The sequence below is a fragment of the Actinoplanes sp. NPDC024001 genome (assembly GCF_040638955.1).
In the GTDB taxonomy this organism is placed as follows: domain Bacteria; phylum Actinomycetota; class Actinomycetes; order Mycobacteriales; family Micromonosporaceae; genus Actinoplanes.
Window position 1 is genome coordinate 1 of record NZ_JBEZZB010000085.1, and the last position, 21,772, is coordinate 21,772.

Genomic DNA, 21,772 nt, shown 5'->3' on the forward strand with positions numbered 1-21,772 from the left:
CCGTGCTCGCCAACTACCGTGAGAAGGGCATCCTGCGCCGGCTCGCCACCACCCCGGTCAGCCCGATCGCGCTGCTCGGCGCTCGGCCCTCGCCGCGGCCGCGGAGCAGGTCGGCGACGTCCACGGTGGAGCCCAGCTCGCCGGCGAGCCGCAACGCCTCGTCCATCGGCTCGATCGCCGCGGCCGGCTCGCCGCGCCAGATGGCCATCTCGGACACTCCGGAGAGCGCCAGCATGGTGCCCCAGCGCTCGCCGAGCTTGCGGAACCCGGCCAGTGCCGAGGCGAAGTCGGCCTCCGCCTCGTCCGCGGTGGCCCCGGCGAACAGCAGCATCCAGCCGCCGCCGATCCCGCCGAGCGCGTCGCTCCACGGCTCCCCGCCGAGCGTGCCGCGCAGCCGCCGGTTCAGGGCGACCACCTCACCGGGGGCGGCGTCCGGCGGGCCGACGGCCATCGCCGACAGGTAGAGCAGGAACGGCTGGGCGGGCGGGCCGGTCAGCGTCATCATGAAGTTCGCCCAGCGCGGCGCGGGTGGCTCGGTGCCGCCGAGGGTCGCGGTCAGCACGCACAGCGCGTACTCCTCGATCAGGTCCGCGGGCGGCTCCGGGCCGGTGTCGCGCAGCACCTGCCGGGCCAGGTCGGTGGCCTCGGCGCGCAGCCCGCGCAGCCACCAGTAGAAGGAGAGGGCGGAGACCAGGCGCAACGCCGTGCCGGCGTCGCCGCCGGCCGACGAACGCCGCAGCGCGGCGTGGAAGTTGTCCCGGTCGGCGTCCAGGCGGTCCAACCATTCCAGCTGGTCAGCGGTACGCAGGCGCGGGTCGGCCAGGCGCGCCAGCTCCACGAAGTACGCGGCGTGGGCGAGCCGCACCCGGTCCTGCTCCGCGGCCTCGGCAAGCCGGTCCGCGCAGTACGCCCGGATCGTCGCCAGCATCCGGTAGCGGTCGCCGTCCCGCTCGATGAGCGACTTCGCCACCAGCCCGGCCAGGATCTCCACGGTGTCCGGGAGGGGGCCGCAGACCCGTTCGACGGCGTCCAGGCCGGCGCTGCCGGCGAAGACGGTGAACCGGCGGGCCAGGATCCGTTCCGGCTCGGTGAGCAGGTCCCAGCTCCAGGCGACCACGGCCTGCAGGGTGCGGTGCCGCGACTCGGCGGTGCGGCTGCCGCGCGACAGCAGCTGGAAGCGGTCGTCGAGGCGGGCGGCCACCTCGGCGACCGGCAGCGCGTGCAGGCGGGCGGCGGCCAGCTCGACGGCGAGCGGCAGGCCGTCGAGCATCCGGCAGACCCGGCGGACCGCCGCGGCGTTCTCCGGCGTGACCCGGAAGCCGGGGGAGACGTCGGCGGCGCGGTCGGCGAAGAGCCGGACGGCGGCGAAGGTGGCGAGGTCGTCGCCGGTGGCGTCGGCGGGCGGCACCGACAGGCCGGAGACCGGGACCAGGGTCTCGCCGGTGATGCCGAGGGCTTCCCGGCTGGTGGTGAGGATCCGGACCCGGGGCGCGGCGGCGAGGATCCGGCCGGCCAGGGCGGCGGCCGCGTCCACCACGTGCTCGCAGTTGTCCAGCACCAGCAGCAGGCGCCGGTCGGCGAGGGCGGCCACCAGCCGGTCGGCGGGCGGCGGCGCCTCGGCGGCGGGCATGTCGCTGAGCCGCAGGTCGCGCAGGCCCAGGGCGGTGAGCACGGCCCGGGGCACGTCGTCGTCGCCGGCCGCGGCCAGCGGCACGAAACAGGCGTCGCTGGGGTGGCGGGCAGCGGACTCGACGGCCAGGCGGGTCTTGCCGGCGCCGCCCGGGCCGTGCAGCGTGACCAGGCGCGCCGTGCCGAGGGCGGCGGCGACCCGGGCGAGCTCGTCGTCGCGGCCGACGAAGCTGGTCAACTGCGTCGGCAGCCCGAGCCGGGCCGGTGCGGCGGTGTGCACCGGGGTGGGTGCGGAGGGTTCGGTGCCGCGGAGGACGGCCGTGTGCACGGCGGTCAGCTCCGGTGACGGGTCGGCCCCGAGTTCCTCGGCGAGAGTGCGGCGCGCGTCCTCGTACGAGGCAAGGGCTTCCGCCGGGCGTCCGGCCGCGACCAGCGCGCGCATGAGCAGGGCGCGCGGTCGCTCGCGCAGCGGATGCGCGGCTGTCAGCTCGCGCAGCTCGGCGATCGCGTCGCCCGGCAGCAGCCCCGCGGCCGCCCGCGGCCGCGCCTCGAACTGGCTCCGCTGCTGCGCCCCGGTCTCGCTCTGTGGCTGCGGCGCGGTCTCGCTTCGGGGCCGCGCCTCGAACGGGCTCCGCTGCTGCGCTGCGGTTTCGTTTCGGGGCCCGGCTTCGATCTGGCGTAGCTGGGCCTCGTGCAGGTCCTCGATCGCGGTCAGGCGCAGCTCGGTGAGGCGCGCCGCCTGCGGCTCCGCGAACGGCGCGTCGCGCACGTCCGCCAGCGCCTCCCCGCGCCACAGCGCCACCGCCGACCGCAGCAGACCGGCGGCCCGTTCGGCGTCGTCCGCGGCGAGGGCCCGCCGCCCGGCCGCCGCGAGCTCGGTGAACCGGTGGACGTCGACCTCGCCGGGTTCGACAGCGAGCCGGTAACCCGCCGGGCCGAGCTCGACCGGCAGCGCCTGCCGCAACCGGGAGACCTGCGACTGCAGCGCGTTGCCCGCGCCGGCCGGCGGCTGCTCGCCGTAGAGGCCGTCGATCAGGCGCTCGATGCCGACCGGCCGGCCGGCGTCGAGCAGCAGCATCGCCAGCAGGGCCCGCAGCCGGCGCCCGCCGAGCGGGATCGGCCGCCCGTCGGGGTGCTCCGCTCGAAGCGGGCCCAGGAAGCCGAACCGCATGGCGACGATTGTGACTGCTGCCGCCGCCCGGCCGACACCCGGTCCGCGCTCAGGCCGCCTGCGGCTGGGCGACCCGCTCGACGCCGTCGGCGGCGGCGACCTGATTGCGGCCGGCGTTCTTGGCGGCGTAGAGGGCACGGTCGGCGGCGAGCACCAGCTCGTCGGTGGAGCCGACGGCCGGCATGCCGGCGGTGCCGACCGAGACGGTGACCCGCGACAGCCGGTCCTCGGTGACCGCGATCGGCGCGGCGCTCACCCCGCGGCGGATCCGCTCGGCGATCTCCCACGCCTGCTCGGGGCCGGTGTTCGGCAGCAGCACGGCGAACTCCTCACCGCCGTAACGGGCCACCACGTCGCCGGGGCGGACGAGTTCCTGCAGGCGGTGGGTGACCTCGACGAGGACCCGGTCGCCGCCGTTGTGGCCGTACGTGTCGTTGACCCGCTTGAAGTGGTCGATGTCGAGCAGCAGCATGCTCAGCGGCAGCCCGTAACGGCCGGCGCGGGCGCTCTCGTTGCCGAGCGACTCCTCGAAGTAGCGGCGGCTGCGCAGGCCGGTCAGCCCGTCGGTGATGGCGGCCAGCCGCTGCGCCCGGACCAGGCCGGTCATCCGGACCAGGACCAGCAGGAACAGCAGGTTGCAGACGCTCGCGGCGGCGACCACCTGCGGGTTCTTGCCCAGGCCGACCTGGACCAGCATGGAGGTCGGCGCGATCATCGCGGCGACGGCGAGGACGACCAGCCGGCCGGTGGTGGCGTCCGGGGTGGCCGCGCTGGAGTCGCTGATCAGCTTCGGCGCGGAGGGGTGCAGCACACCGGCGGCGAGCAGGAAGCCCGAGGTGATCCAGAACGCGTCGAGGAAGTTGGCGACCTGATAGGTGCCGTTGATCTGCTGGATGCTGTAGATCGTGTCGGCGACCAGGACCAGGCCGAGGTATCCGCCGATCAGGCGCAGCGACGTCGAGCGGGGCCCGGCGCCGAGCAGCAGGCGGGCACCCACCATGATCAGCATCAGGTCGCCGATCGGGTAGCCGACCGAGACGAAGGCGGCCAGGCCGTGGCCGCCGCTCTCCCAGGTCGGCGCGATGATGAACTCGAACACCAGATATCCGGCGCCGACCGCGACGATGGCGGCGTCGATGGCGCTGGCCCCGTCCCAGCCGGGGGTCCGCCGGCGGATCACGAGCAGCAGGCCGAGCGCCATCAGCGGGTACGAGGCGAGGTAGAACGCGTCCGCGATGCCCGGGTAGGGCACCTCGTCGAGGGTCAGCGCCTGCACGTAGAAGATCACGTCGGCGGTGACGCCGGCCGCCGCGGAACCTGCCATGAGCAGCAGGAACTTGCGCAGCGCGGGATGCCGCCGGGCGGCGTAGAGGCACGCCACGCCGAACGCCGCGTTGGCGCTGACGTACAGCGCCACCTGGGTGCCGGGCAGCACGTCCAGGCGGACCAGGGTGAAGTAGGCGGCGATGACGACGGGGGCGGCGGCCAGGGCGAGATGCCAGGCCGCGACACGCCGCGTCACCACGGCGGTGCTGGAGGCGCTGCTCATGCCCCCAGCGTGAGGGGCGGCCGGTGCCGGTCCGCTGCCGTTCGGTTGCGGTTCAGGTGCACGCGGCCGAAGACGTACGCCCGCTGCACCGCGAACCCGGCCACGAACAGGCTCGCCTCGGTGACGAGTTTGGCCACCACCAGCGAGCCGGTCAGCGCCGAGAGCAGATGCAGCAGCAGCACGTTCGCGGTCAGCGAGGCGAGGGCGAGCGCCGCGTACCGGGGCGCCGCCCGCCGGTGCGGCACCCGTTCGCCGCCGCGGAACACCGCGCCCCGGTTCACCGTGTAGTTGACGGTGGCACTGACCAGCCGGGCCGCGACCGCCGAGGCGGCCAGCTCGCCGGTCCAGCCGACCAGCCCGGCCAGCAGCGCGGCGTCCAGCGCGAAGGCGAGCAGCGACGAACCGGCGAAGGCGAGCAGCGGGCGGTAGACGCGGGCTGAGTCCCGTACCGGCCGGAAGTGCGACGACCGGTTGCCGTCCAGGTACACGGTGGCGATCTCGACCTCCTCGATCGGCATCCGGTCACGGGCGGCGCGCAACAGCAGCCGCAGTTCGTACTCGAACCGGTCGCCCGGCACCGTGCCCAGCGTGCGCAGCATGCGCGCCGGATAACCGCGCAGCCCGGTCTGGGTGTCGGTGACCGCGCAGCCGGTCGCCAGCCGGAAGAGCAGCCGGGTCGCCGCGTTGCCGAAGCGGCTGCGGGCGGGCACCCGCCCGGTGAACCGCCGCACGCCGAGCACCATCGCCGCGCCGCCGGCGCCGACCCGGGCGGCGACCGCCTCGATGTCCTCCGGCCGGTGCTGGCCGTCGCTGTCGGCGCAGACCACGTCCGCACCCGGGTGGCGGGCCTCGATGTGCGCGAACCCGGTCTTGAGCGCGAAACCCTTACCCCGGTTATGGTCCAGCGTGACGACCTCGGCGCCGGCCCGGCGCGTTGCTTCGAAGACCTCGGCGTACGAGGGACCGCTGCCGTCGTCGACCACGAGGACGCGGTGGTGGCCGAGCCGGGCGACGAGGCCGGGCAGCCGCTCGTCCGGCTGGTACGCGGGAATCAGCACGATCATGGCGCTCAGCCCGCGACGTAGAGGATGTCGCTGGTGCCACGCTCCTGGCCCTTGCCGAGCGGGTTGTTCACCAGCCCGCCCCGGAAGACCATCGCCGAGGAGCCGCCCCCGTCGAGGTTGTAGGCGACCTGGGCGCCCCGGTCGGCGAAGATCTGCGCGAACTCCGGCATGGTGACGCCGCGGCTGTACCCGGTGCTGCGGCCGTCCACCACGATGAAGAGCAGGTGGTTGGTGCCGATCAGGCCGACCCCGGTGCGCGGCTGGTTGCCCTGCACCGAGTGGTTGCCGAAGTTGGTGTCCACCTCCACCTGGTCGATGCCGCTGAGCACCCGGCCGTCCTCGACCAGCCCCGGCCCGAACGACAGCGTGTTCCACACTCCCGCCGCGATCAGCTCGTCGGCGCTGGTGGCGGTCTCGTCGTAGAGCCGCACCGACCCGTCGGCGTAGAACGCCAGCCCCTGCCGGGCGCCCGCGTCGCGGAACTTCACCCCGTTGCGGATCACGATGCCGGTGTCCCGGAACCCGTAGTAGTCGCCGTTGATCGCGAGCACCGCGTCCACCGAGGCGGCGATCTCCGACGGGTTGGCGATGATGTTCTCGCCGAACCGGTCGCCGGCGAACGCGGACCGGACGATGGTCGCGTCGCTGACCTGAACGTCCGCCACGAAGTAGGTCACCCTGTCCGAGCCGGTCCCGGTGCTCACCGTCTCGATGGAGATCGTCGCGGTGTCGCTGGTGTAGCCGCTCGCGGTAGCGGTGCCGCCCGTGTCGGCCTGGGCGGCCACCACGTTGGTGGCGACCATGCCGGAGGCGCCGGAAACCTCGACGTGGTCGACGACGTAGCGGTCGAGGGCCCACCCGCCGGCGCCCCCGGCGGCGGCCAGCAGTCCCAGCCCGCCGGCCAGAAGCCCGCGCCGGCTGATCCTGCGGGAGGTGCGTTGAGCTGCGGTTTCATCAGTCACGCCGAGAAGTGAACCGGCCGGGCTTGTGCCCCGTCTGTGCCCCAGCCGTCGGCGAGCTTATACATCCGGCCCGTCGCGGTGTGCCCGCCGTTTCACCGAAGCCGCTCCTGGACGGCGCGCCAGAGCTCGACGACCTCCTTGGGCGGCGCGACCGCCGCGGCGAAGGCCGCGCCGACCCGGCTGCCCTTCTTCGCGCCGACGGCCTTACGCGCGGCAGTCAGCGCAGCGGAGTCGACCCGCTCCAGGAATGCTTCGATTTCCCCTTCCTTGCTTCCGTCGTCACCGAATGCGTCCGCCAAGGAAAACACGCCCTGCGCCGCCCACGCGGCGCGAACGTCTTCCAGGGCCGTTGCCGCGGACGGCACGGCGACGCCGAGTGCATGAAGCTGCCCGGCCATGGTGCTGCCGGGTCGCAGTGCTGGACCGTCGGCGACGACGGCCCAGGGAACTTCGAGACGGCGGGCGAGGCCCACGAACTGGCCGAAGGAGTTCTGGCCGTCCACCGAAAGGAACAGGACGTTCTTCTCGTCGGGAGTCGGCTCTCCCGTGGCGCTGGTGTCCAGCCAGACCGCCAAGGCGGCCTGATCCGTCGATCCCTCGAAGAACACCACGCCCGCCGCGAACAGCATGGCACGGACCTCGCTCGACGCCATGATCTTCGCATCGGCCGCCGCGGTCCTGGGCTCCTCAGCGGTTCGTCCAGGAAGGTGCAGCGTCGTTCGTCGGCGAGCAGGGCCGCGATGTACAACGCCTCCGCTGCACCGGCGCCGGCGGGCCGCAGCGGGATGTCGCGGTCGTCATCGTCGGAGACGATCGGTGTCACCATGACGGTTTGCTGATCACCCACCGTCGAGACGTGCTGCGTGCAATCCAGCCTGCTGCCGGTCAGCGTCCGGAAGATCTCCTGGATCTCCTCGCTCCCGTGGGCCTGGGGTGAAGCCGATCCGCCGCCACAGGAGTGCGATCTTCTGCGGCGTGGACGTGCGGAAATGGGTGGCCGCCGCGACGAATTCGATGACGGCGTTGTCGAGGCGGGCCAGGGGATCGATCGCGATGCCGTCGCGGATCCGCTCGATCACGTTGTTCGTCGACGGCACAAGGTCCACCAAGCGTTGCTTGCGGCTGTCGGGCTCCTCGACCGAGCCGTCGACCAGGTTGCCGGCCTCCGGCCCGATGAGCTGGACGTGTGCCACGCCGTCGTTGCGGGCGAACTCCCAGGCGACCTGCCAGTGATGGCGTCGCCACTGGTCGAAGTCCACGATCAGCCAGCCCGACAGCAGCGGCACCACGGCGTCAGCGGGAAGGTGCGCGTCGATGGCGTCCTCCAGCTGATCCGCATGCTCGCCTTCGGGGTGCAGCAGCGCATAGGCCGCCGCCCAGTGGAACGCCTCGAGCAGGCTCCGCTCGTCCGGCTCGCCGAAATCGATCCGAACCTTCACCTGGAACGATCCGCTGCCGTGGTGGCCGGCACCCGCCCACTCGGTGTCCAACGTCGAGTCACTGATCCGGTCGGCGCCGGCAACAGCAGCCCGAGCCATCCGCAGGGCGTGAATCAGCCTCGACTTACCGGACCCGTTCGCGCCGGTGATGACAGTGAGCGGACGATCGGTGCTCACCGTTACCCGGTCGATACCCAGGAAGGTACGAATGCTTATCTCGGTCACCCGCATCGAGCCAGCATGCGGCATCGTCGCTGGACGGTCGACGCTATTCGGCTGGCGCGCCGAGGGGATGAGCGGCTAGCCCGGGGACTCCAGTTCGGCGAGGAGCTTGCGGAGGAAGTCGGGGGTTCGGCTGGGGTGGTCGGCCTCGATGAAGAGGCGGCCGATGGCCGCCGCGTAGTGGTCGACCTCCTCGCGGCGCTCCAGGTAGAGGCCGCTGGTGAGGTGTTCGATGTAGACCACGTCGGGGACCTTGTCGTGCGGGAAGCGCAGGATGCTGAAGGCGCCGCCGGCGGCGGCGTGGCCGCCGGAGTCGAACGGCATCACCTGCAGGCGCACGTTGGGGGAGTCGCAGGCGGCGATCAGAGCCTCGATCTGCTCGCGCAGCACCGCGCGGCCGCCGATCGGCCGGCGCAGCACCGCCTCGTCGAGGACGGCCCAGAGGCGGGGGCCGTCGCTGCGGTCGAGGACCTGCTGGCGGGCCATCCGCAGTTTGGCCCGGCGGTCGATCTCGCCGGGGGTGGCGTTGTCGTGGCCGAGGCGGATGACGGCCCGCGCGTACGCGTCGGTCTGCAGCAGGCCGGGCACGAACTGGACCTCGTAGGTGCGGATCAGCTCGGCCGCCTGTTCCAGGTCCAGGTAGTTCTGGAACCAGGTGTCGAGCACGTCCGCGTACGCGTGCCACCAGCTGGGCGCGTTCGCCTCGCGGGCCATGGTGAGGACGCGCTGATGCTCGGCCGGGTCCTCGACGCCGTAGAGTTTCAGCAGGTCGGTGACGTCGCGTTCCTTGAAGCTGACCCGGCCCAGCTCCATCCGGCTGATCTTCGACTCGGAGCCGCGAATGGAGTATCCGGCCTGGTCGCGGGTGAGCCCGGCGGCCAGCCGCAGGGCGCGCAGGTGCGCGCCGAGCTGAAGCCGGCGGACGGTCGCGCCGCCGCCCTCGTTCTCGTTGCCCACCCGGTCCTCCCCGGTCGCAGTCGTGTCGACGCCGCAACCACCCTCACCAGGTCCTTTGTGGACGGGAGAGCAGGGGTCGAGGTCAGCATACCCAGGACGGGGACGACAGCCACCCCCGGCACGGGCCGGGGGTGGCGAGGGGGCCGGGTCAGCGCGGGCCGTGGCCGCCCGCGGGCGCGTCACCGGCGGTGACCGTGGCGACCTGGGTGGCGGAACCCAGCTCGCCGGAGGTGCTCAGCCCGCCGGTGCTGTCGCCGCTCGCGGATCCGCCGGTGTGGATCGTGTACTGCTCACCGGACGTGACCGCCGACGACGAGAAGACGATGTTCTGCACACTTTTGCTGGTCACATAGCTGGCGACCACGTCACCGCCGGAGTTCACGATCTGGACCGTGGTGCCGGCCGCGACCGCGCTGTCGAGCGTGGCGGAGAGCCAGCCCTGCGCCGAGTCGGTGCCCGGGGCGACGACCATGCCGGCGCTGCCCGCGGCGAGCAGCACCCCGCCGCTGATCGTGAAGCTGCCGTTGACGTCGAGCGCGCCGTTGCCGTTGCGCTGCGGGCCGTTGACCACCACGGTGCCACCGGTGATCGTCGCCGTGCCGTTGGAGTCGAGGCCGTCGCCCTCCGAGTCGATCACCAGGGTGCCGCCGTTGACGGTGACCGAGTAGTCGCCGACGTCGTTGCCGCCGCCCCCGAAACCGCCCTGCGTGGTCTCGCCGGTGCCGCCGGCGCCGTTGATGCCGTCGTCGCTGGAGGTGACCCGCACGGTGCCGTCGTTGAGCACGAAGTCGGCGGCCTCCAACCCTTCGACCGCCGCGGTGACGGTGAGGCTGCCGCCGTCGACGATCTGCTGGCCTTCCGCGTGCACCCCGTCGTCGCCGCTGGCCACGGTCACGGTCGCGCCGGCGAAGTGCACGGCGCCGTCGCTGTGCACCGCGTCGTCGGAGGCGTCCACGCTGGTGGTGCCCCCTTCCAGCACGGTGATCACGCCCGACTTGAGGCCCTTGGCGCTGGTGTCGTCGCTGGGCTGCACGGTGTGCCCGCCGCCGGAGGTGACGGTGACCGTCCCGCCGGTGGTGACGATGTCGGTGACCGCGTCCACCCCGTCCCCGCCGGCCTCGACGGTCAGGGCGCCGCCGGCGACCGCCACATATCCGGAGTCGGCGTCGTCGGCGTTGTCGGCCTTCACCCCGTCGCCGCCCGCGGTGACGGTGATCGTGCCGCCGTCGACCACCACGTAGTCCTTGCCGCGGATGCCGTCGTCCTTGGCCCGCACGGTGACGGTCCCGGACTGGATCAGGGTGCCGTCCTTGCTCGCGATGCCGTCGTTGCCGTTGCCGGTCACGGTGAGCGTGCCGCCACCGGTGACGGTCAGGTCGCCCGCGCTGAACAGGGCCGCGTTGACGTCGGCATCCTCCGCGTACGACGAGGTGTCGGCAAGCTCGCTGGTGGTGCCGTCGGCGAGCTGGACGACGAGCTCGCCGACCTCGGTGGCGGCGATCGCCGCGGTGGTGGAGCTGGTGATCGACGCGCCGTCGAGGATCAGGGTGACGGTGGCGTCCGGGGCGTTCACCACGAGCTGCCCGTCGGTGAGGGTGCCGCTGACCCGGTACGTGCCGGCCTTCGTGATCGTCACGGTGGAGCCGTCGACGGTGACCCCGTCGGCGGAGGAGACGGCCGACGTGCCGGAGAGGGTGATCTCGGCGGCGTTCGAGGCGTCCGCGGCGGCGGCCGTGTGCGCGGCTTTGTTGGCCGCCAGCACCGCCGCGGCGGTCAGCGTGCCGTCCACGGCCGATGCGTCGACGGCGGCGGTCGCGGCGGTGGCGGCGGTGGTGGTGGTCCCGGCGGCACTGCCGGTGCCCGTGGAGCATCCGCCCAGCAGGACGGCGGCGAGAGCGGCGGCGACGAACGTCTTACGGATTCTCATGAGGTTCCTCAGCGGGTGAAGTGGCGGCGCAGCACGGGGTGCCACCGGTTGGCGGGGAGTTCGGGGCGCAGGGCGGCGAGCCCGGTGGCGTACTTGGAGATCGAGCACGGGCGGTGCCCGGACGACCAGAGCAGCCGGTCGACGTCGGAGGCGGCCCGCGCGGTCTTGGTCTCGACGATCACCGTGTCCGGCATCCGGACGGTCGAGCCGTCCGGCAGGGTCCAGGCGAGGTCGGTGTCGACGGTGACCCGGCTGCCGGTGGACGGGACGTAGAGCGTGGTGCGGCGGTAGAAGGTGGCCAGGACCGGGCGGAACTCGTGTCCGTCGGCGGGGATGCCGGCGTCGGCCAGCACCGAGCCGGTGTGCGCCAGACCCTCCGGGCTCAGACGGGCGCTGTCCCCGGCGTACGCGATCCGGTCCTTGATCGTGAAGCCGCGCGTGCCGCGCGTCTTGACCTCGAGGAATGCCTGGCCGGTGTCGAGGTAGGTGCGGATGCGGATCTTGAAGCGCCGCCGGCGGCGGCGCGCGGCCGCCAGGTAGGCGTCCAGGCCGGCGGTGTCGAAATAGACCGACCGGTACGCGAACGCGCGCCGCCCGTCGATCTCCAGCATCCGCACGTCCGCCGGCATCCGTTCCAGCGCGCCCGGCAGATCCGCGGCCGGGAGCAGGTACTTGCGGTCCAGCCGGGTCAGCAGAGCCGCCTCGCCGACCAGCTCGTCCAGGGTGATCGGGGCGAAGGACCGCGTCATCGGACGCTCACCCGCTCCACCCGCGGGCTCGGCTCGCGGCGGACCGGCCCGGCCGGCGCGGCGACGAACCGGACGTCCACCAGCGTGCTGTCGTTGACCAGGTCGACCTGCTTGACCACCAGGCTGGTCACCTGGCCGCCGAGCACCGCCTCCAGGTGGGCGCGCAGCGCGTCCTCGTCGGTGTACGCGACGTCCAGCCGCAGCTGCTGGTTGCGGTAGCGGCGGAACAGGGCCGGGTGGTCGCCGACGAACAGGGCCGCCACCACCAGCAGCATCAGTGCGCCGTGCAGCAGGTCCGGGGTGCCGAGCCCGGCGATCAGGCCGAGCGCCAGCGCGGCGAAGTAGTACGCGATCTCGTGCTGGGCGATCTCGTCGGAGCGCAACCGGATGATCGACAGCACGCCGAACAGGCCGAGGCCGAGGCCCGCGCCGACCGCGGTGTTGCCGAGCACGATCGCGACCGCGAGGACGCCGATGTTCACCCCGAGGAACGCGGCGACCAGGTCGCGGCGGCGGTGCCGGGGGAAGTAGACACCGAAGGTCAGGAGGGCTATCGCGGTCAGGTCCGCGGCGACAGCGAGCAGAGTGTTCAAGGCGAGTCCTTCAGCGGGAGTTCATCAGCTGTTCCCATTGAGGGGTCACTCGCTGTCCGGACCCTGTGAGGCTGTTGTGCGGTGGGTCTGAGCCGTTCTTAGCGAACATTTACGGTCGTCCCGGGAGCTTCTTAGGAACCGCGGCGACGGTGGTGTCATGACCACCACGACCGCACCCGCACCTGTCCGGACCGTCCGGCGCGCCGCTCCCCGCTGGTGGGGCGACGCCGGCGGGGTCGCCGCCGGGCTGAGCCTGCTCGTCGTCACCGCCCTCTGGGTGAGCAACGGCGGCGCGCGCGAACTCGCCGCCGGCGGGTCGGGCGCGCTCACCGCGCTCGGCCGGCTCACCGGCCTGTGGGCCTCCGACCTGCTGCTGCTCCAGGTGCTGCTGATGGCCCGGATCCCGCTGGTGGAGCGGGCGTTCGGGCAGGACCGGCTGGCCCGGTGGCACCGGTGGACCGGGTTCGGCTCGTTCGGGCTGATGGTCACGCACATCGTGACGATCACGCTGGGCTACGCGGCCGGGCGGAACGCCTTCGCGCAGCTGTGGGACCTGGTCCGGACCTACCCCGGCATGCTGCTCGCCGCCGCCGGCACGGCGCTGCTGCTCCTGGTGGTGGTGACCTCGATGCGGGCGGCCCGCCGGAGACTGCGTCACGAGTCGTGGCATCTGCTGCACCTCTACGCCTACCTGGGCGTCGGCCTGGCGCTGCCGCATCAGATCTGGACCGGCTCGGAGTTCACCGGCTCGGTCTGGGCACGGGCGTACTGGTGGACCCTCTATCTGGCCGCGGCGGGCGCCGTCCTCGCGTACCGGATCGGCCTGCCGCTCTGGCGCAACCGGCGCCACCGCCTGGAGGTGAGCCGGGTGGTCCCGGAGGGACCGGGGCTGACCTCGGTCTATCTGACCGGCCGGCAGCTGTCCGCGCTGCCGGTGCGGGCCGGGCAGTACTTCCAGTGGCGGTTCTTGGACGGGCCGGGCTGGACCCGCTCGCATCCGTTCTCCCTGTCGGCGACGCCGCAGCCGGACACGCTGCGGATCACCGTGAAGAACCAGGGCGACGGCAGCGCCCGGATCGCCGCGCTGCGGCCCGGCACCCGGGTGCTGATCGAGGGACCCTACGGCAAGCTGACCGGTGAGCACTACGACGGCGGCCCGGTCGTGCTGCTGGCCTGCGGCATCGGCATCACCCCGCTGCTGTCGCTGCTCGGCGAGCTGCCCTACCGCGACGGTGAGGCGACGCTGGTCCACCGGGTGCGGACCGAGGCGGACCTGGCGTTCCGGGCCGAGCTGGAGTGGTTCGCCACCCGGCGCGGGGTGCGCGTGGTGCCGCTGGTGGGCAGCCGCGCGGACCATCCCGCCGCGGCGTTGCCGCAGGTCGTTCCCGGGATCGCGGGCGCGCACGTCTACCTGTGCGGCCCGCGGGACTGGGCCGCGGAGGTCCGCGTGGCGGCCATCGCCGCGGGCGCCCGCCCGCGGCGGATCCACACCGAGCTGTTCGAAGGGCCGTGAGAATGCGACGTATCAGCCTGTGGTTGCTCTCGACCGTGGCGGTCCTGGTGCTGCTCTTCAGCTACCGCACCAGCACCGGCGCGAGCCTGACCTCCGAGACCGTGGCCGCCGCTCCCGCCACCCCCGCCGCTTCCGGCGAGACCTACACGGGCGACACCGTGCAGACCCAGGAGGGCGACGTCCAGGTCGTCATCACCGTCGAGAACGGGAAGATCACCGCGGTCAGCGTGCCGGTCCACCCGAGCGGCAGCGCGCGGCACGACGAGATCAGCGCGCGGGCGCTGCCGCAGCTGGTCGAGGCGACGCTGGCGGCGCAGAGTGCCGGCATCGACTCGGTCTCCGGCGCCACCTACACCAGCGGCGGCTACCGGGAGTCACTGCAGTCGGCGCTCGACCAGGCGGGACTGGCAGGCTAGGTGCCATGCGGATCCTGGTGGTGGAGGACGACGTAGCGGTGCGTGATTCGCTGGCGCGCACCCTGCGCTTCGAGGGATATCAGGTGGACACCGCCGGGGACGGGGCGCAGGCCCTCGAGGCGGTGCGCGACGGCGAGCCGGACGCGCTGATCCTCGATGTCAGCATGCCGCGGATGGACGGCCTGACCGCCTGCCGCAAGCTGCGCGCCGACGGGGTGGTGCTGCCGGTGCTGATGCTGACCGCGCGGGACAGTGTCGGCGACCGGGTCGCCGGTCTGGACGCGGGCGCCGACGACTACCTGGTCAAGCCGTTCGCGTTGCAGGAGTTGCTGGCCCGGATCCGGGCGCTGCTGCGGCGATCGGCGCTGCCGGGGCCGGTCTCGTCCGCGCCGGACGGGGAGTGGCTGAGCTTCGCCGACGTGCGGCTCAACCCGGAGACCCGGGAGGTGTCGCGGGGCGGGCGGCCGCTGCGGCTGACCCGCACCGAGTTCGCCATCCTCGAGGCGTTCCTGCGGCACCCGCGCCAGGTGCTGTCCCGGGCGCTGCTCTACGAGCAGGTCTGGGGTTACGACTTCGGCGAGGGGTCCAACAGCCTGCACGTCTACCTCGGTTACCTGCGGCGCAAGCTGGAGGCGGAGGGGGAGGGGCGGCTGCTGCACACCGTACGCGGGGTGGGCTTCGTGCTGCGTGAGGAGCCGCTGTGACGCTGCATGCCCGGCTCTCGCTGCTGGTCGCCGGCGCGGTCGCGGCCGCGGTGCTGGTGGTGTCGGCGGGCGCGTTCCTGAGCGTGCGGGAGATCCAGAAGAGCAAGGTCTCGGCCGAGCTGATGGCCGATGCCCGCACCATCGCCGCCGACCCGCAGCAGTGGCTGGCCGCCGAGGCGCGGCGCGGCGACTACCGGCCCGGCGGCCGGGAGCTGGGACCGTGCTGGCAGATCCTGGACCCCACCGGCGCGGTCGTCGGCGGCACGGCCACTCCGCTGCCGGTCACCGCGGTGGCTGTGAAGATCGCCTCCGGCGGCCACAAGGAGGTGCAGGAGCAGGTCACGGTCGGCCCCGGCGACTATCTGATGCTGACCGTGCCGATCGCGGGCGGGGGAGCGGTGCAGGTCGCCGTCGACCAGGACCCGGACCGGCGTGTGCTGATGCTCTTCGCCCTGCTGCTGGCGGTCGGCTGCGCGGCCGGGATCGCCGGGGCGGCGCTGCTCGGGCGCGCGGTCGCGCGGGCCGGCCTGGCTCCGGTCGACCGGCTGACCGGGGCGGTCGAGGAGGTCGCGGTGACGATGGACCTGACCCGGCCGGTCGAGGTCTCCGGGACCGACGAGATCGCCCGGCTGGGCCGCTCGGTCAACGCCATGCTCGCCGCGATCGACGCCTCCCGCCGCGCGCAGCGGGCCCTGGTCGAGGACGCCGGGCACGAGCTGCGGACCCCGCTGACCAGCATCCGGACCAACATCGAGCTGCTGCTGGCGGTGGAGCGCCGGCCCGAGCTGGCGCACCGGCTGCCGCCGGAGGAACGGATCAGGCTGCTCGACGACGTCGACGCCCAGGTCCGCGAGCTGGCCACCCTGACGGCCGAGCTGGTCGAGCTGTCCCGCGAGGAGGGCAGCCGGGAGACGGTCGAGCAGGTGGACCTGGCCGAGGTGGTGACCGCCGCGATCAACCGGGTCCGGATCCGCGCGCCCGGCCTGACCTTCGCCACCGAGCTGGCCCCGGTGACGATCCGCGGCCGTCCCGGTGAGCTGGAGCGGATGGTGGTGAACGTGCTGGACAATGCCGCCAAGTGGAGCCCGCCCGGCGGCACGGTCACTACCCGGCTGACGGCCGAGGCGCTCACCGTCGCCGACACCGGTCCGGGCATCGCCGAGGAGGACCTGCCGTTCGTCTTCGACCGCTTCTACCGCGCGCCGGCCGCGCGGGCCATGCCCGGCTCCGGGCTGGGGCTGGCGATCGTCGCGCAGACCGCCGCCCAGCACGGCGGCACGGTCACGGCCGGCCCGAACCACCCGCACGGCACGCTGGTCACGATCCACCTACGCTGAGCCGGAGACGCCGACGGCCTGGCCGCCGCGCACTGATTCAAGGTCAGGACTTTCGCCGTCCACTTCGGTGGGTGAGGCAGCGGGGAGGAATCAGGATGGCGGACGAGACCATCGGGATCATCGGCGCCGGCATCGTCGGCCTGGCGATCGGACGGGAGATCTCCCTACGCCGGCCGGGCACCCGGGTCGTGGTCCTGGAGAAGGAGCCCGACGTGGCGGTGCACCAGACCGGGCACAACTCCGGCGTGGTGCACGCCGGCATCTACTACACGCCCGGCAGTCTGAAGGCGGAACTGTGCACCCGGGGGCGCCTGCTGCTGCGGGAGTACTGCGCGGGGCGGGGGATCGCGTACGACGAGTGCGGCAAACTCGTCGTGGCGGTTCGGGAGGACGAACTGGGGCGCCTGGACAACCTGGAGCGGCGGGCGCTGGAGAACGGCGTACCCGGTCTGCGACGGGTGGATCCGAGCGGAATCCGCGAGATCGAACCGCACGCCGCCGGCCTGGCCGCGCTGCATTCGCCGGAAACGGCGATCACCGACTTCCCGGGCGTCGCCCGGGCGTTCGCCGAGGACATCCGGGCGGCGGGGGGAGAGGTGCGCACCGGCTTCCCGGTCACCGCCATCCGCAAGGAGGCCGGCGCGATCCGGATCGTGTCCGGGGAGCAGAGCGTCACCGTCAACCAGGTGATCGTCTGCGCCGGCATCCAGACCGACCAGGTCGCCCGGCTGGCCGGGGACGTCGCCGAACCGCGGATCATCCCGTTCCGCGGCGAGTACATGCGGGTCAGCGAGGAGAAGGCCGGCCTGGTCCGCGGCATGATCTACCCGGTTCCGGATCCGCGCTACCCGTTCCTCGGCGTGCACTTCACCCGCCGGGTCACCGGCGTCGTCGAGGTGGGGCCGAACGCGGTTCTCGGACTCGCCCGCGAGGGGTACCGGCGCGGCGACATCGCGATCCGTGACCTGGCCGGGATCGCCGCGTGGCCGGGCACCTGGCGGATGGCCCGCCGGCACTGGCGCACCGGGATCAAGGAGGTCCGCGGATCGATCTCCAAACGGCGTTACATGGCCGAGGCCATGCGGTACGTGCCGGAGATCGGCGCGGCCGATGTCCACCGCGCCGGGGCGGGCGTCCGCGCGCAGGCGCTGGACCGCGACGGCGCGCTCGTCGACGACTTCCGGATCCACCGGCTGGGCGCGATCACCGCCGTGCGAAACGCCCCTTCACCAGCCGCGACGTCCTCACTGGCGATCGCCGAGCACGTGGTGGACGACGTCTTCGGCAGGTGACGCCGAGCGCGCGCGGCGGCCCGCGGAAACGCTCGGTCCACAGCGGACCGGCGTTTTCCGCGAACACGGCGTGCGGAAGGAAGGAGTCAGAGGACGGCGGGGCGGCGGCGGGCGGCCGGCACGACCAGCGGCGTGTTGGTCTCCGGGTCGTCGATCACCCGGCAGGGCAGCCCGAACACCTCCTCCACCAGCTCCGCGGTGAGCACGTCCCCGGGTTGCCCCGACTTCGCCACCTTGCCTTCGCGCATCGCGATCAGATGGGTGGCGTAACGCGCGGCGTGGTTCAGGTCGTGCAGCACCGCGACCAGCGTCCGCCCCTGCGTCTCGTGCAGCTCGGCGCAGAGGTCCAGCACCTCGATCTGGTGCGCGATGTCCAGATAGGTGGTCGGCTCGTCGAGCAGCAGCAGCGGCGTCTGCTGGGCGAGCGCCATGGCCAGCCAGACCCGCTGGCGCTGGCCGCCGGAGAGCTCGTCGACGTTGCGGTCGGCCAGGTCGGCGATCCCGGTCGCCTCCATCGACTCGGTGACCACCTGCTCGTCGGTGCTCGACCAGCGGCGGATCAGGCTCTGGTGCGGGTACCGGCCGCGGGCGACCAGCTCGGCCACCGTGATGCCGTCCGGGGCGGTCGACGACTGCGGCAGCAGGCCCAGCGTCTTGGCGACCTGCCGGGTGGGCAGCGAGTGCACGTCGGCGCCGTCCAGCAGCACGGTGCCGGTGGTCGGCTTGAGCAGCCGGGACAGGGCCCGCAGCAGGGTCGACTTGCCGCACGCGTTCGGCCCGATGATCACGGTGAACGAGCCGTCCGGGATCTCGACGCTCAGCTCCTCGGCGATGACCCGCTTGTCGTACGCCAGAGTCATTCCGCTACCGCTGAGGCGACTCATTCTCGATCTCCTGTCATGGTCAGATCCGGCCGCGCCGGCGTTCGGTGGTGAGCAGCCAGACCAGGTAGCCGCCGCCGACGATGCCGGTGACGACGCCGACCGGCAGGGGACGGCCGGCATGCTGGGCCAGCCAGTCGGCGCCGGTGAGCAGCAGCGCGCCCATGAAGAGCGAGGGCACCAGGTTGGGGCCGGGGGCCCGGGTGAGGCGTTTCGCGAGGTGCGGCGCGATCAGGGCGACGAAGGCCACCGGCCCGGCCGCGGCCGCGGCGCAGGAGACCAGCAGCGCGGCGGTGAAGAGCGCGCCGGTGCGCAGCAGGCCCACCGGTACGCCCAGGGCCGCCGCCGCGTCGTCGCCCATCTCCAGGATCCGCAGCCCCGGCCCGCAGGCGAGCAGCAGGATCGGCAGGGTGACGGCGAGGACGGCGAGCAGCGGCCCGGCCTGCTGCCAGTCCCGTCCGTCCAGGCTGCCGGTGAGCCAGAGCAGCGCCCGGGCGTTCTCCATCTGCACGCCGCGGGTCAGCAGATATCCGCTGATGCCGGTGAGGATGGCGGCCAGCCCGATGCCGACCAGAATGAACCGGTAGCCGTGCAGGCCGTGCCGCCCGCCGATCAGCCAGATGAGCAGCGCCGCGCCGAGCCCGCCGGCCACCGCGGCGAGCGACAGCTGGGTGCTGGACCCGCCGATGATCACCACGGCCAGTGCCGCGGTGCTCGCGCCGTTGGTGATGCCGAGCACGTCGGGGCTGCCCAGCGGGTTGCGCACCAGCGACTGGAAGACCGCGCCGCCGGCCGCCAGGGCCATGCCGACCAGGATCGCAGTGATCATGCGGGGCAGGCGCAGCTCGTTGACGATGAAGTCCTGCGCGGCGGTGCCCTGCCCGAACAGCGTGCGCACCACGTCGGCCGGCGCGATCGGGAACTCGCCGGTGCCCAGGGTCAGGACGCTGATCACCGCGGTGCCGAGCACCGCGACGATGCCCACCACGACCGCGCGGGGGCGGATGCCGACCCGGCTGCCGACAGTGCCGTTGAGTGTGGTCATCGGGCCGCTCGCACGAGGTAGAGGAACAGGGGACCGCCGAGCACCGCGGTGACCGTGCCGACCTGCAGCTCGCCGGGGCTGCCCAGGACGCGGCCGAGCACGTCGGCGCCGAGCAGCAGCACCGGGGCCAGAACCGCCGTGTACGGCAGCATCCAGCGCAGGTCCGGCCCGGTGATCGGGCGGACCATGTGCGGGATCAGCAGTCCGACGAAGACGATCGGTCCGCAGGCCGCGGTGGCCCCGCCGCAGAGCAGGGTGACCGCGACCAGGACCGCGGTGCGGACCACCGCGGGCCGGGCGCCGAGGGCGCGGGCCGCGTCGTCGCCGAGCGACAGCGCGTTCAGCGGCCGGGCGGCGGCGAGCGCGATCAGCAGACCGGCCGCGAAGAACGGCAGCAACCGCACCACGGTGGCGAAGTCGGCGCTGGCCAGCGAGCCGGCGGTCCAGAACCGGACCTTCTCGATGGCCTGCGAGTCGGAGAGCAGCGCGGCGCTCACATAGGAGTACAGCGTGGCGTTGAGCGCGGCGCCGGCCAGCGCGAGCCGGGCCGGGGTGGCCGAGCGGCCGCCGCCGACCGTGTACACCAGCGCGGTCACCACGGCGGCGCCGAGCAGCGCGAACCAGATGTAGCCGTAGAAGGTGCCGATGCCGAGGAAGACCGCGGCGCTGGCCACACCGGCCGAGGCCCCGGCGTTGATGCCGAGCAGGCCGGGATCGGCGAGCGGGTTGCGGGTCAGCGCCTGCATGATGGTGCCGGCCAGGCCGAGGGCCATGCCGACCATCAGACCGAGCACCGTACGCGGCAGGCGCATCTCGTGCACGATCTGGTAGTACTGCGACGAGGGGTCGGTGAGGCCGGCCCACACCTCACCGGGCGCGAGGAACCGGGCGCCGAAGCCGATGCTGAGCACCAGCACCGCCGCGAGCACGACGAGCGAGATCAGGAAGCCGATCAGGCGCACGGAAGAGCGCCGGGTCGCCGGCCCGGCCGGCGCCGTGGTGGTTAACCCCCGGTCGGTGAGGGTGTCAGAGGTGGACAGTTGCGGCTCCCGTCACGGTTCAGCTCATCCTGTTGACGCGCGTTCGGCTCGTTAGGTTAGCCTAACCAACAACTCGGTCGGACGGCCGGTCGTACCCCTAGGAAAGAATGACGATGTCGTACTCGAACCTTTCTTTGTCCCGTCGTGGCCTGCTGGCCGCGGGTGGCGCCACCGCCCTCGGCGCGCTGCTCAGCGCGTGCGGCGGTAACGACGACTCCGGGTCAGCGTCCGGCACCTCCTCGGCCGCCGCAGCCGGCCCCTGGGCGTTCACCGACGACCAGCCGAAGGACCTGAAGGCCGACAAGACCCCCAGCAAGATCGTCGCCTTCACCGGCACCGCGGCCGCGCTGGTCGACCTCGGTCTGCAGGACAAGATCGTCGGCGTCTTCGGCGAGACGAAGAAGGCCGACGGCACCGCCGAGGAGCAGGCCGGCGACCTGGACATCAGCAAGGTCGAGATCATCGGCAACGCGTGGGGCGAGTTCTCCGTGGAGAAGTACGCGGCGCTCAGCCCCGAGCTGCTGATCACCCACATGTTCGACCCGGGCGCCTACTGGTACATCCCGGACGAGAGCAAGGACAAGATCCTCGGTCTCGCGCCGACCGCCACCATCACCGTCGGCCGGGTCCCGCTGACCAAGCCGATCGAGCGGTACGCCGAGCTGGCCAAGTCGCTCGGCGCCGACCTGAACGCGCCGAAGGTGACCGAGGCCAAGGCCCGCTTCGAGAAGGCCGCCGCCGACCTCACCGCGGCCGCCAAGGCCAGCGGTGGCATCAAGGTGCTCGCCTCCTCCGGGTCGCCCGACATCTTCTACGTGTCGAACCCGAAGGTGTCGTCCGACCTCATGTACTTCAAGGAGCTCGGCGTCGACATCATCGTCCCGGAGAAGACCACCGACGGTGACTACTACGAGTCGCTGAGCTGGGAGAACGCCAACAAGTACCAGGCTGACATCATCTTCCTGGACGCGCGGACCAGCACCCTGCAGCCGAAGGACCTCGCCGCCAAGCCGGCGTGGAACGCGCTGCCCGCCGTGAAGGCGAACCAGGTCTTCCCGTGGCAGGCCGTGCCGATCTACTCGTGGAACAGCGCCGCCCCGCTGCTCGAGGCGCTCACCGCCGCCATCAAGAAGAGCAAGAAGCTGAGCTAGCTGGCCTCGCCTCCGGCTCGGCGGCATCGCGCCCCTTGACGTCGGGGCGGCGGGGCCCCGAAAGGGCCCACCGGTCGCGGAGCCCCATTAGGGACCCCCGGCGCCCCGCGGGGCGCATGGCGGAGGGGTGC

19 protein-coding genes are annotated in these 21,772 nt (G+C 72.8%); 6 read left to right on the forward strand and 13 right to left on the reverse strand.

The genetic code is table 11. The features are described from left to right. Positions 1-13 precede the first annotated feature (13 nt). The 10 genes from AB0F81_RS29210 to AB0F81_RS29255 form a co-directional block, all read right to left on the reverse strand. Positions 14-2,800, reverse strand: coding sequence for a BTAD domain-containing putative transcriptional regulator (locus AB0F81_RS29210; protein ID WP_360202337.1), 2,787 nt, complete (start codon positions 2,798-2,800; stop codon positions 14-16). 49 nt (positions 2,801-2,849) lie between these two features. Beyond that, positions 2,850-4,349, reverse strand: coding sequence for a GGDEF domain-containing protein (locus AB0F81_RS29215; protein ID WP_360202338.1), 1,500 nt, complete (start codon positions 4,347-4,349; stop codon positions 2,850-2,852). Then, the gene (locus tag AB0F81_RS29220) at positions 4,346-5,413 is read right to left on the reverse strand and encodes a glycosyltransferase family 2 protein (protein ID WP_360202339.1); all 1,068 of its coding nucleotides are present in this window, start codon (positions 5,411-5,413) and stop codon (positions 4,346-4,348) included. The genes AB0F81_RS29215 and AB0F81_RS29220 overlap by 4 nt, the downstream gene beginning before the upstream one ends. A 5-nt stretch (positions 5,414-5,418) precedes the next feature. Next, positions 5,419-6,375, reverse strand: a complete 957-nt coding sequence (locus AB0F81_RS29225) for a phosphodiester glycosidase family protein (protein WP_360202341.1) — start codon at positions 6,373-6,375, stop codon at positions 5,419-5,421. Between the two features lie 92 nt (positions 6,376-6,467). Continuing rightward, complete coding sequence (locus AB0F81_RS29230; protein WP_360202342.1) at positions 6,468-7,004, reverse strand: TOPRIM nucleotidyl transferase/hydrolase domain-containing protein; 537 nt, start codon at positions 7,002-7,004, stop codon at positions 6,468-6,470. A 210-nt stretch (positions 7,005-7,214) separates the two neighbouring features. Further along, complete coding sequence (locus AB0F81_RS29235) at positions 7,215-8,045, reverse strand: AAA family ATPase (RefSeq protein ID WP_360202343.1); 831 nt, start codon at positions 8,043-8,045, stop codon at positions 7,215-7,217. Positions 8,046-8,114: 69 nt separating this feature from the next. Further along, positions 8,115-8,993, reverse strand: a complete 879-nt coding sequence (locus AB0F81_RS29240; protein WP_360202345.1) for a helix-turn-helix transcriptional regulator — start codon at positions 8,991-8,993, stop codon at positions 8,115-8,117. 148 nt (positions 8,994-9,141) lie between these two features. Then, positions 9,142-10,920, reverse strand: a complete 1,779-nt coding sequence (locus AB0F81_RS29245) for a carbohydrate-binding domain-containing protein (protein WP_360202347.1) — start codon at positions 10,918-10,920, stop codon at positions 9,142-9,144. 8 nt (positions 10,921-10,928) lie between these two features. Further along, a complete protein-coding gene (locus tag AB0F81_RS29250) occupies positions 10,929-11,669 on the reverse strand; it encodes a polyphosphate polymerase domain-containing protein (RefSeq protein WP_360202349.1) in 741 nt (246 codons plus the stop codon). Next, the gene (locus tag AB0F81_RS29255) at positions 11,666-12,262 is read right to left on the reverse strand and encodes a DUF4956 domain-containing protein (RefSeq protein ID WP_360202351.1); all 597 of its coding nucleotides are present in this window, start codon (positions 12,260-12,262) and stop codon (positions 11,666-11,668) included. The genes AB0F81_RS29250 and AB0F81_RS29255 overlap by 4 nt, the downstream gene beginning before the upstream one ends. A gap of 157 nt (positions 12,263-12,419) precedes the next feature. Here AB0F81_RS29255 and AB0F81_RS29260 point away from each other — a divergent pair, with 157 nt between their 5' ends. The 5 genes from AB0F81_RS29260 to lhgO all read left to right on the forward strand — a co-directional run bounded on the left by AB0F81_RS29260 (position 12,420) and on the right by lhgO (position 17,524). After that, positions 12,420-13,775: a ferric reductase-like transmembrane domain-containing protein gene (locus AB0F81_RS29260; protein WP_360202353.1), complete on the forward strand. Its 1,356-nt coding sequence runs from the start codon at positions 12,420-12,422 to the stop codon at positions 13,773-13,775. Positions 13,776-13,777: 2 nt separating this feature from the next. Next, positions 13,778-14,191 carry an FMN-binding protein gene (locus AB0F81_RS29265; RefSeq protein ID WP_360202355.1) on the forward strand — a complete coding sequence of 138 codons (414 nt, stop codon included), beginning with the start codon at positions 13,778-13,780 and terminating at the stop codon, positions 14,189-14,191. Between the two features lie 5 nt (positions 14,192-14,196). Continuing rightward, complete coding sequence (locus AB0F81_RS29270; RefSeq protein WP_360202357.1) at positions 14,197-14,895, forward strand: response regulator transcription factor; 699 nt, start codon at positions 14,197-14,199, stop codon at positions 14,893-14,895. Further along, positions 14,892-16,232, forward strand: coding sequence for a HAMP domain-containing sensor histidine kinase (locus tag AB0F81_RS29275; protein WP_360202359.1), 1,341 nt, complete (start codon positions 14,892-14,894; stop codon positions 16,230-16,232). The genes AB0F81_RS29270 and AB0F81_RS29275 overlap by 4 nt, the downstream gene beginning before the upstream one ends. Before the next feature lie 95 nt (positions 16,233-16,327). Beyond that, positions 16,328-17,524, forward strand: coding sequence for an L-2-hydroxyglutarate oxidase (lhgO, locus tag AB0F81_RS29280; protein WP_360202361.1), 1,197 nt, complete (start codon positions 16,328-16,330; stop codon positions 17,522-17,524). 86 nt (positions 17,525-17,610) lie between these two features. On the opposite strand, the gene AB0F81_RS29285 is transcribed toward lhgO, so the two are convergent. From AB0F81_RS29285 to AB0F81_RS29295, 3 genes are read right to left on the reverse strand one after another with little or no spacing between them, the layout of a single operon-like run. Next, complete coding sequence (locus tag AB0F81_RS29285) at positions 17,611-18,408, reverse strand: ABC transporter ATP-binding protein (RefSeq protein WP_360202363.1); 798 nt, start codon at positions 18,406-18,408, stop codon at positions 17,611-17,613. A 19-nt stretch (positions 18,409-18,427) separates the two neighbouring features. Beyond that, complete coding sequence (locus AB0F81_RS29290; protein ID WP_360202365.1) at positions 18,428-19,450, reverse strand: iron chelate uptake ABC transporter family permease subunit; 1,023 nt, start codon at positions 19,448-19,450, stop codon at positions 18,428-18,430. Next, positions 19,447-20,412 (reverse strand): iron chelate uptake ABC transporter family permease subunit, encoded by a 966-nt coding sequence (locus tag AB0F81_RS29295; RefSeq protein WP_360202367.1) that lies wholly within the window; start codon positions 20,410-20,412, stop codon positions 19,447-19,449. Before AB0F81_RS29295 ends, AB0F81_RS29290 begins: the two co-directional genes overlap by 4 nt. 191 nt (positions 20,413-20,603) lie before the next feature. Between AB0F81_RS29295 and AB0F81_RS29300 the strand changes: the two genes are divergently transcribed. Continuing rightward, a complete protein-coding gene (locus AB0F81_RS29300) occupies positions 20,604-21,641 on the forward strand; it encodes an ABC transporter substrate-binding protein (RefSeq protein ID WP_360202369.1) in 1,038 nt (345 codons plus the stop codon). Positions 21,642-21,772 lie beyond the last annotated feature (131 nt).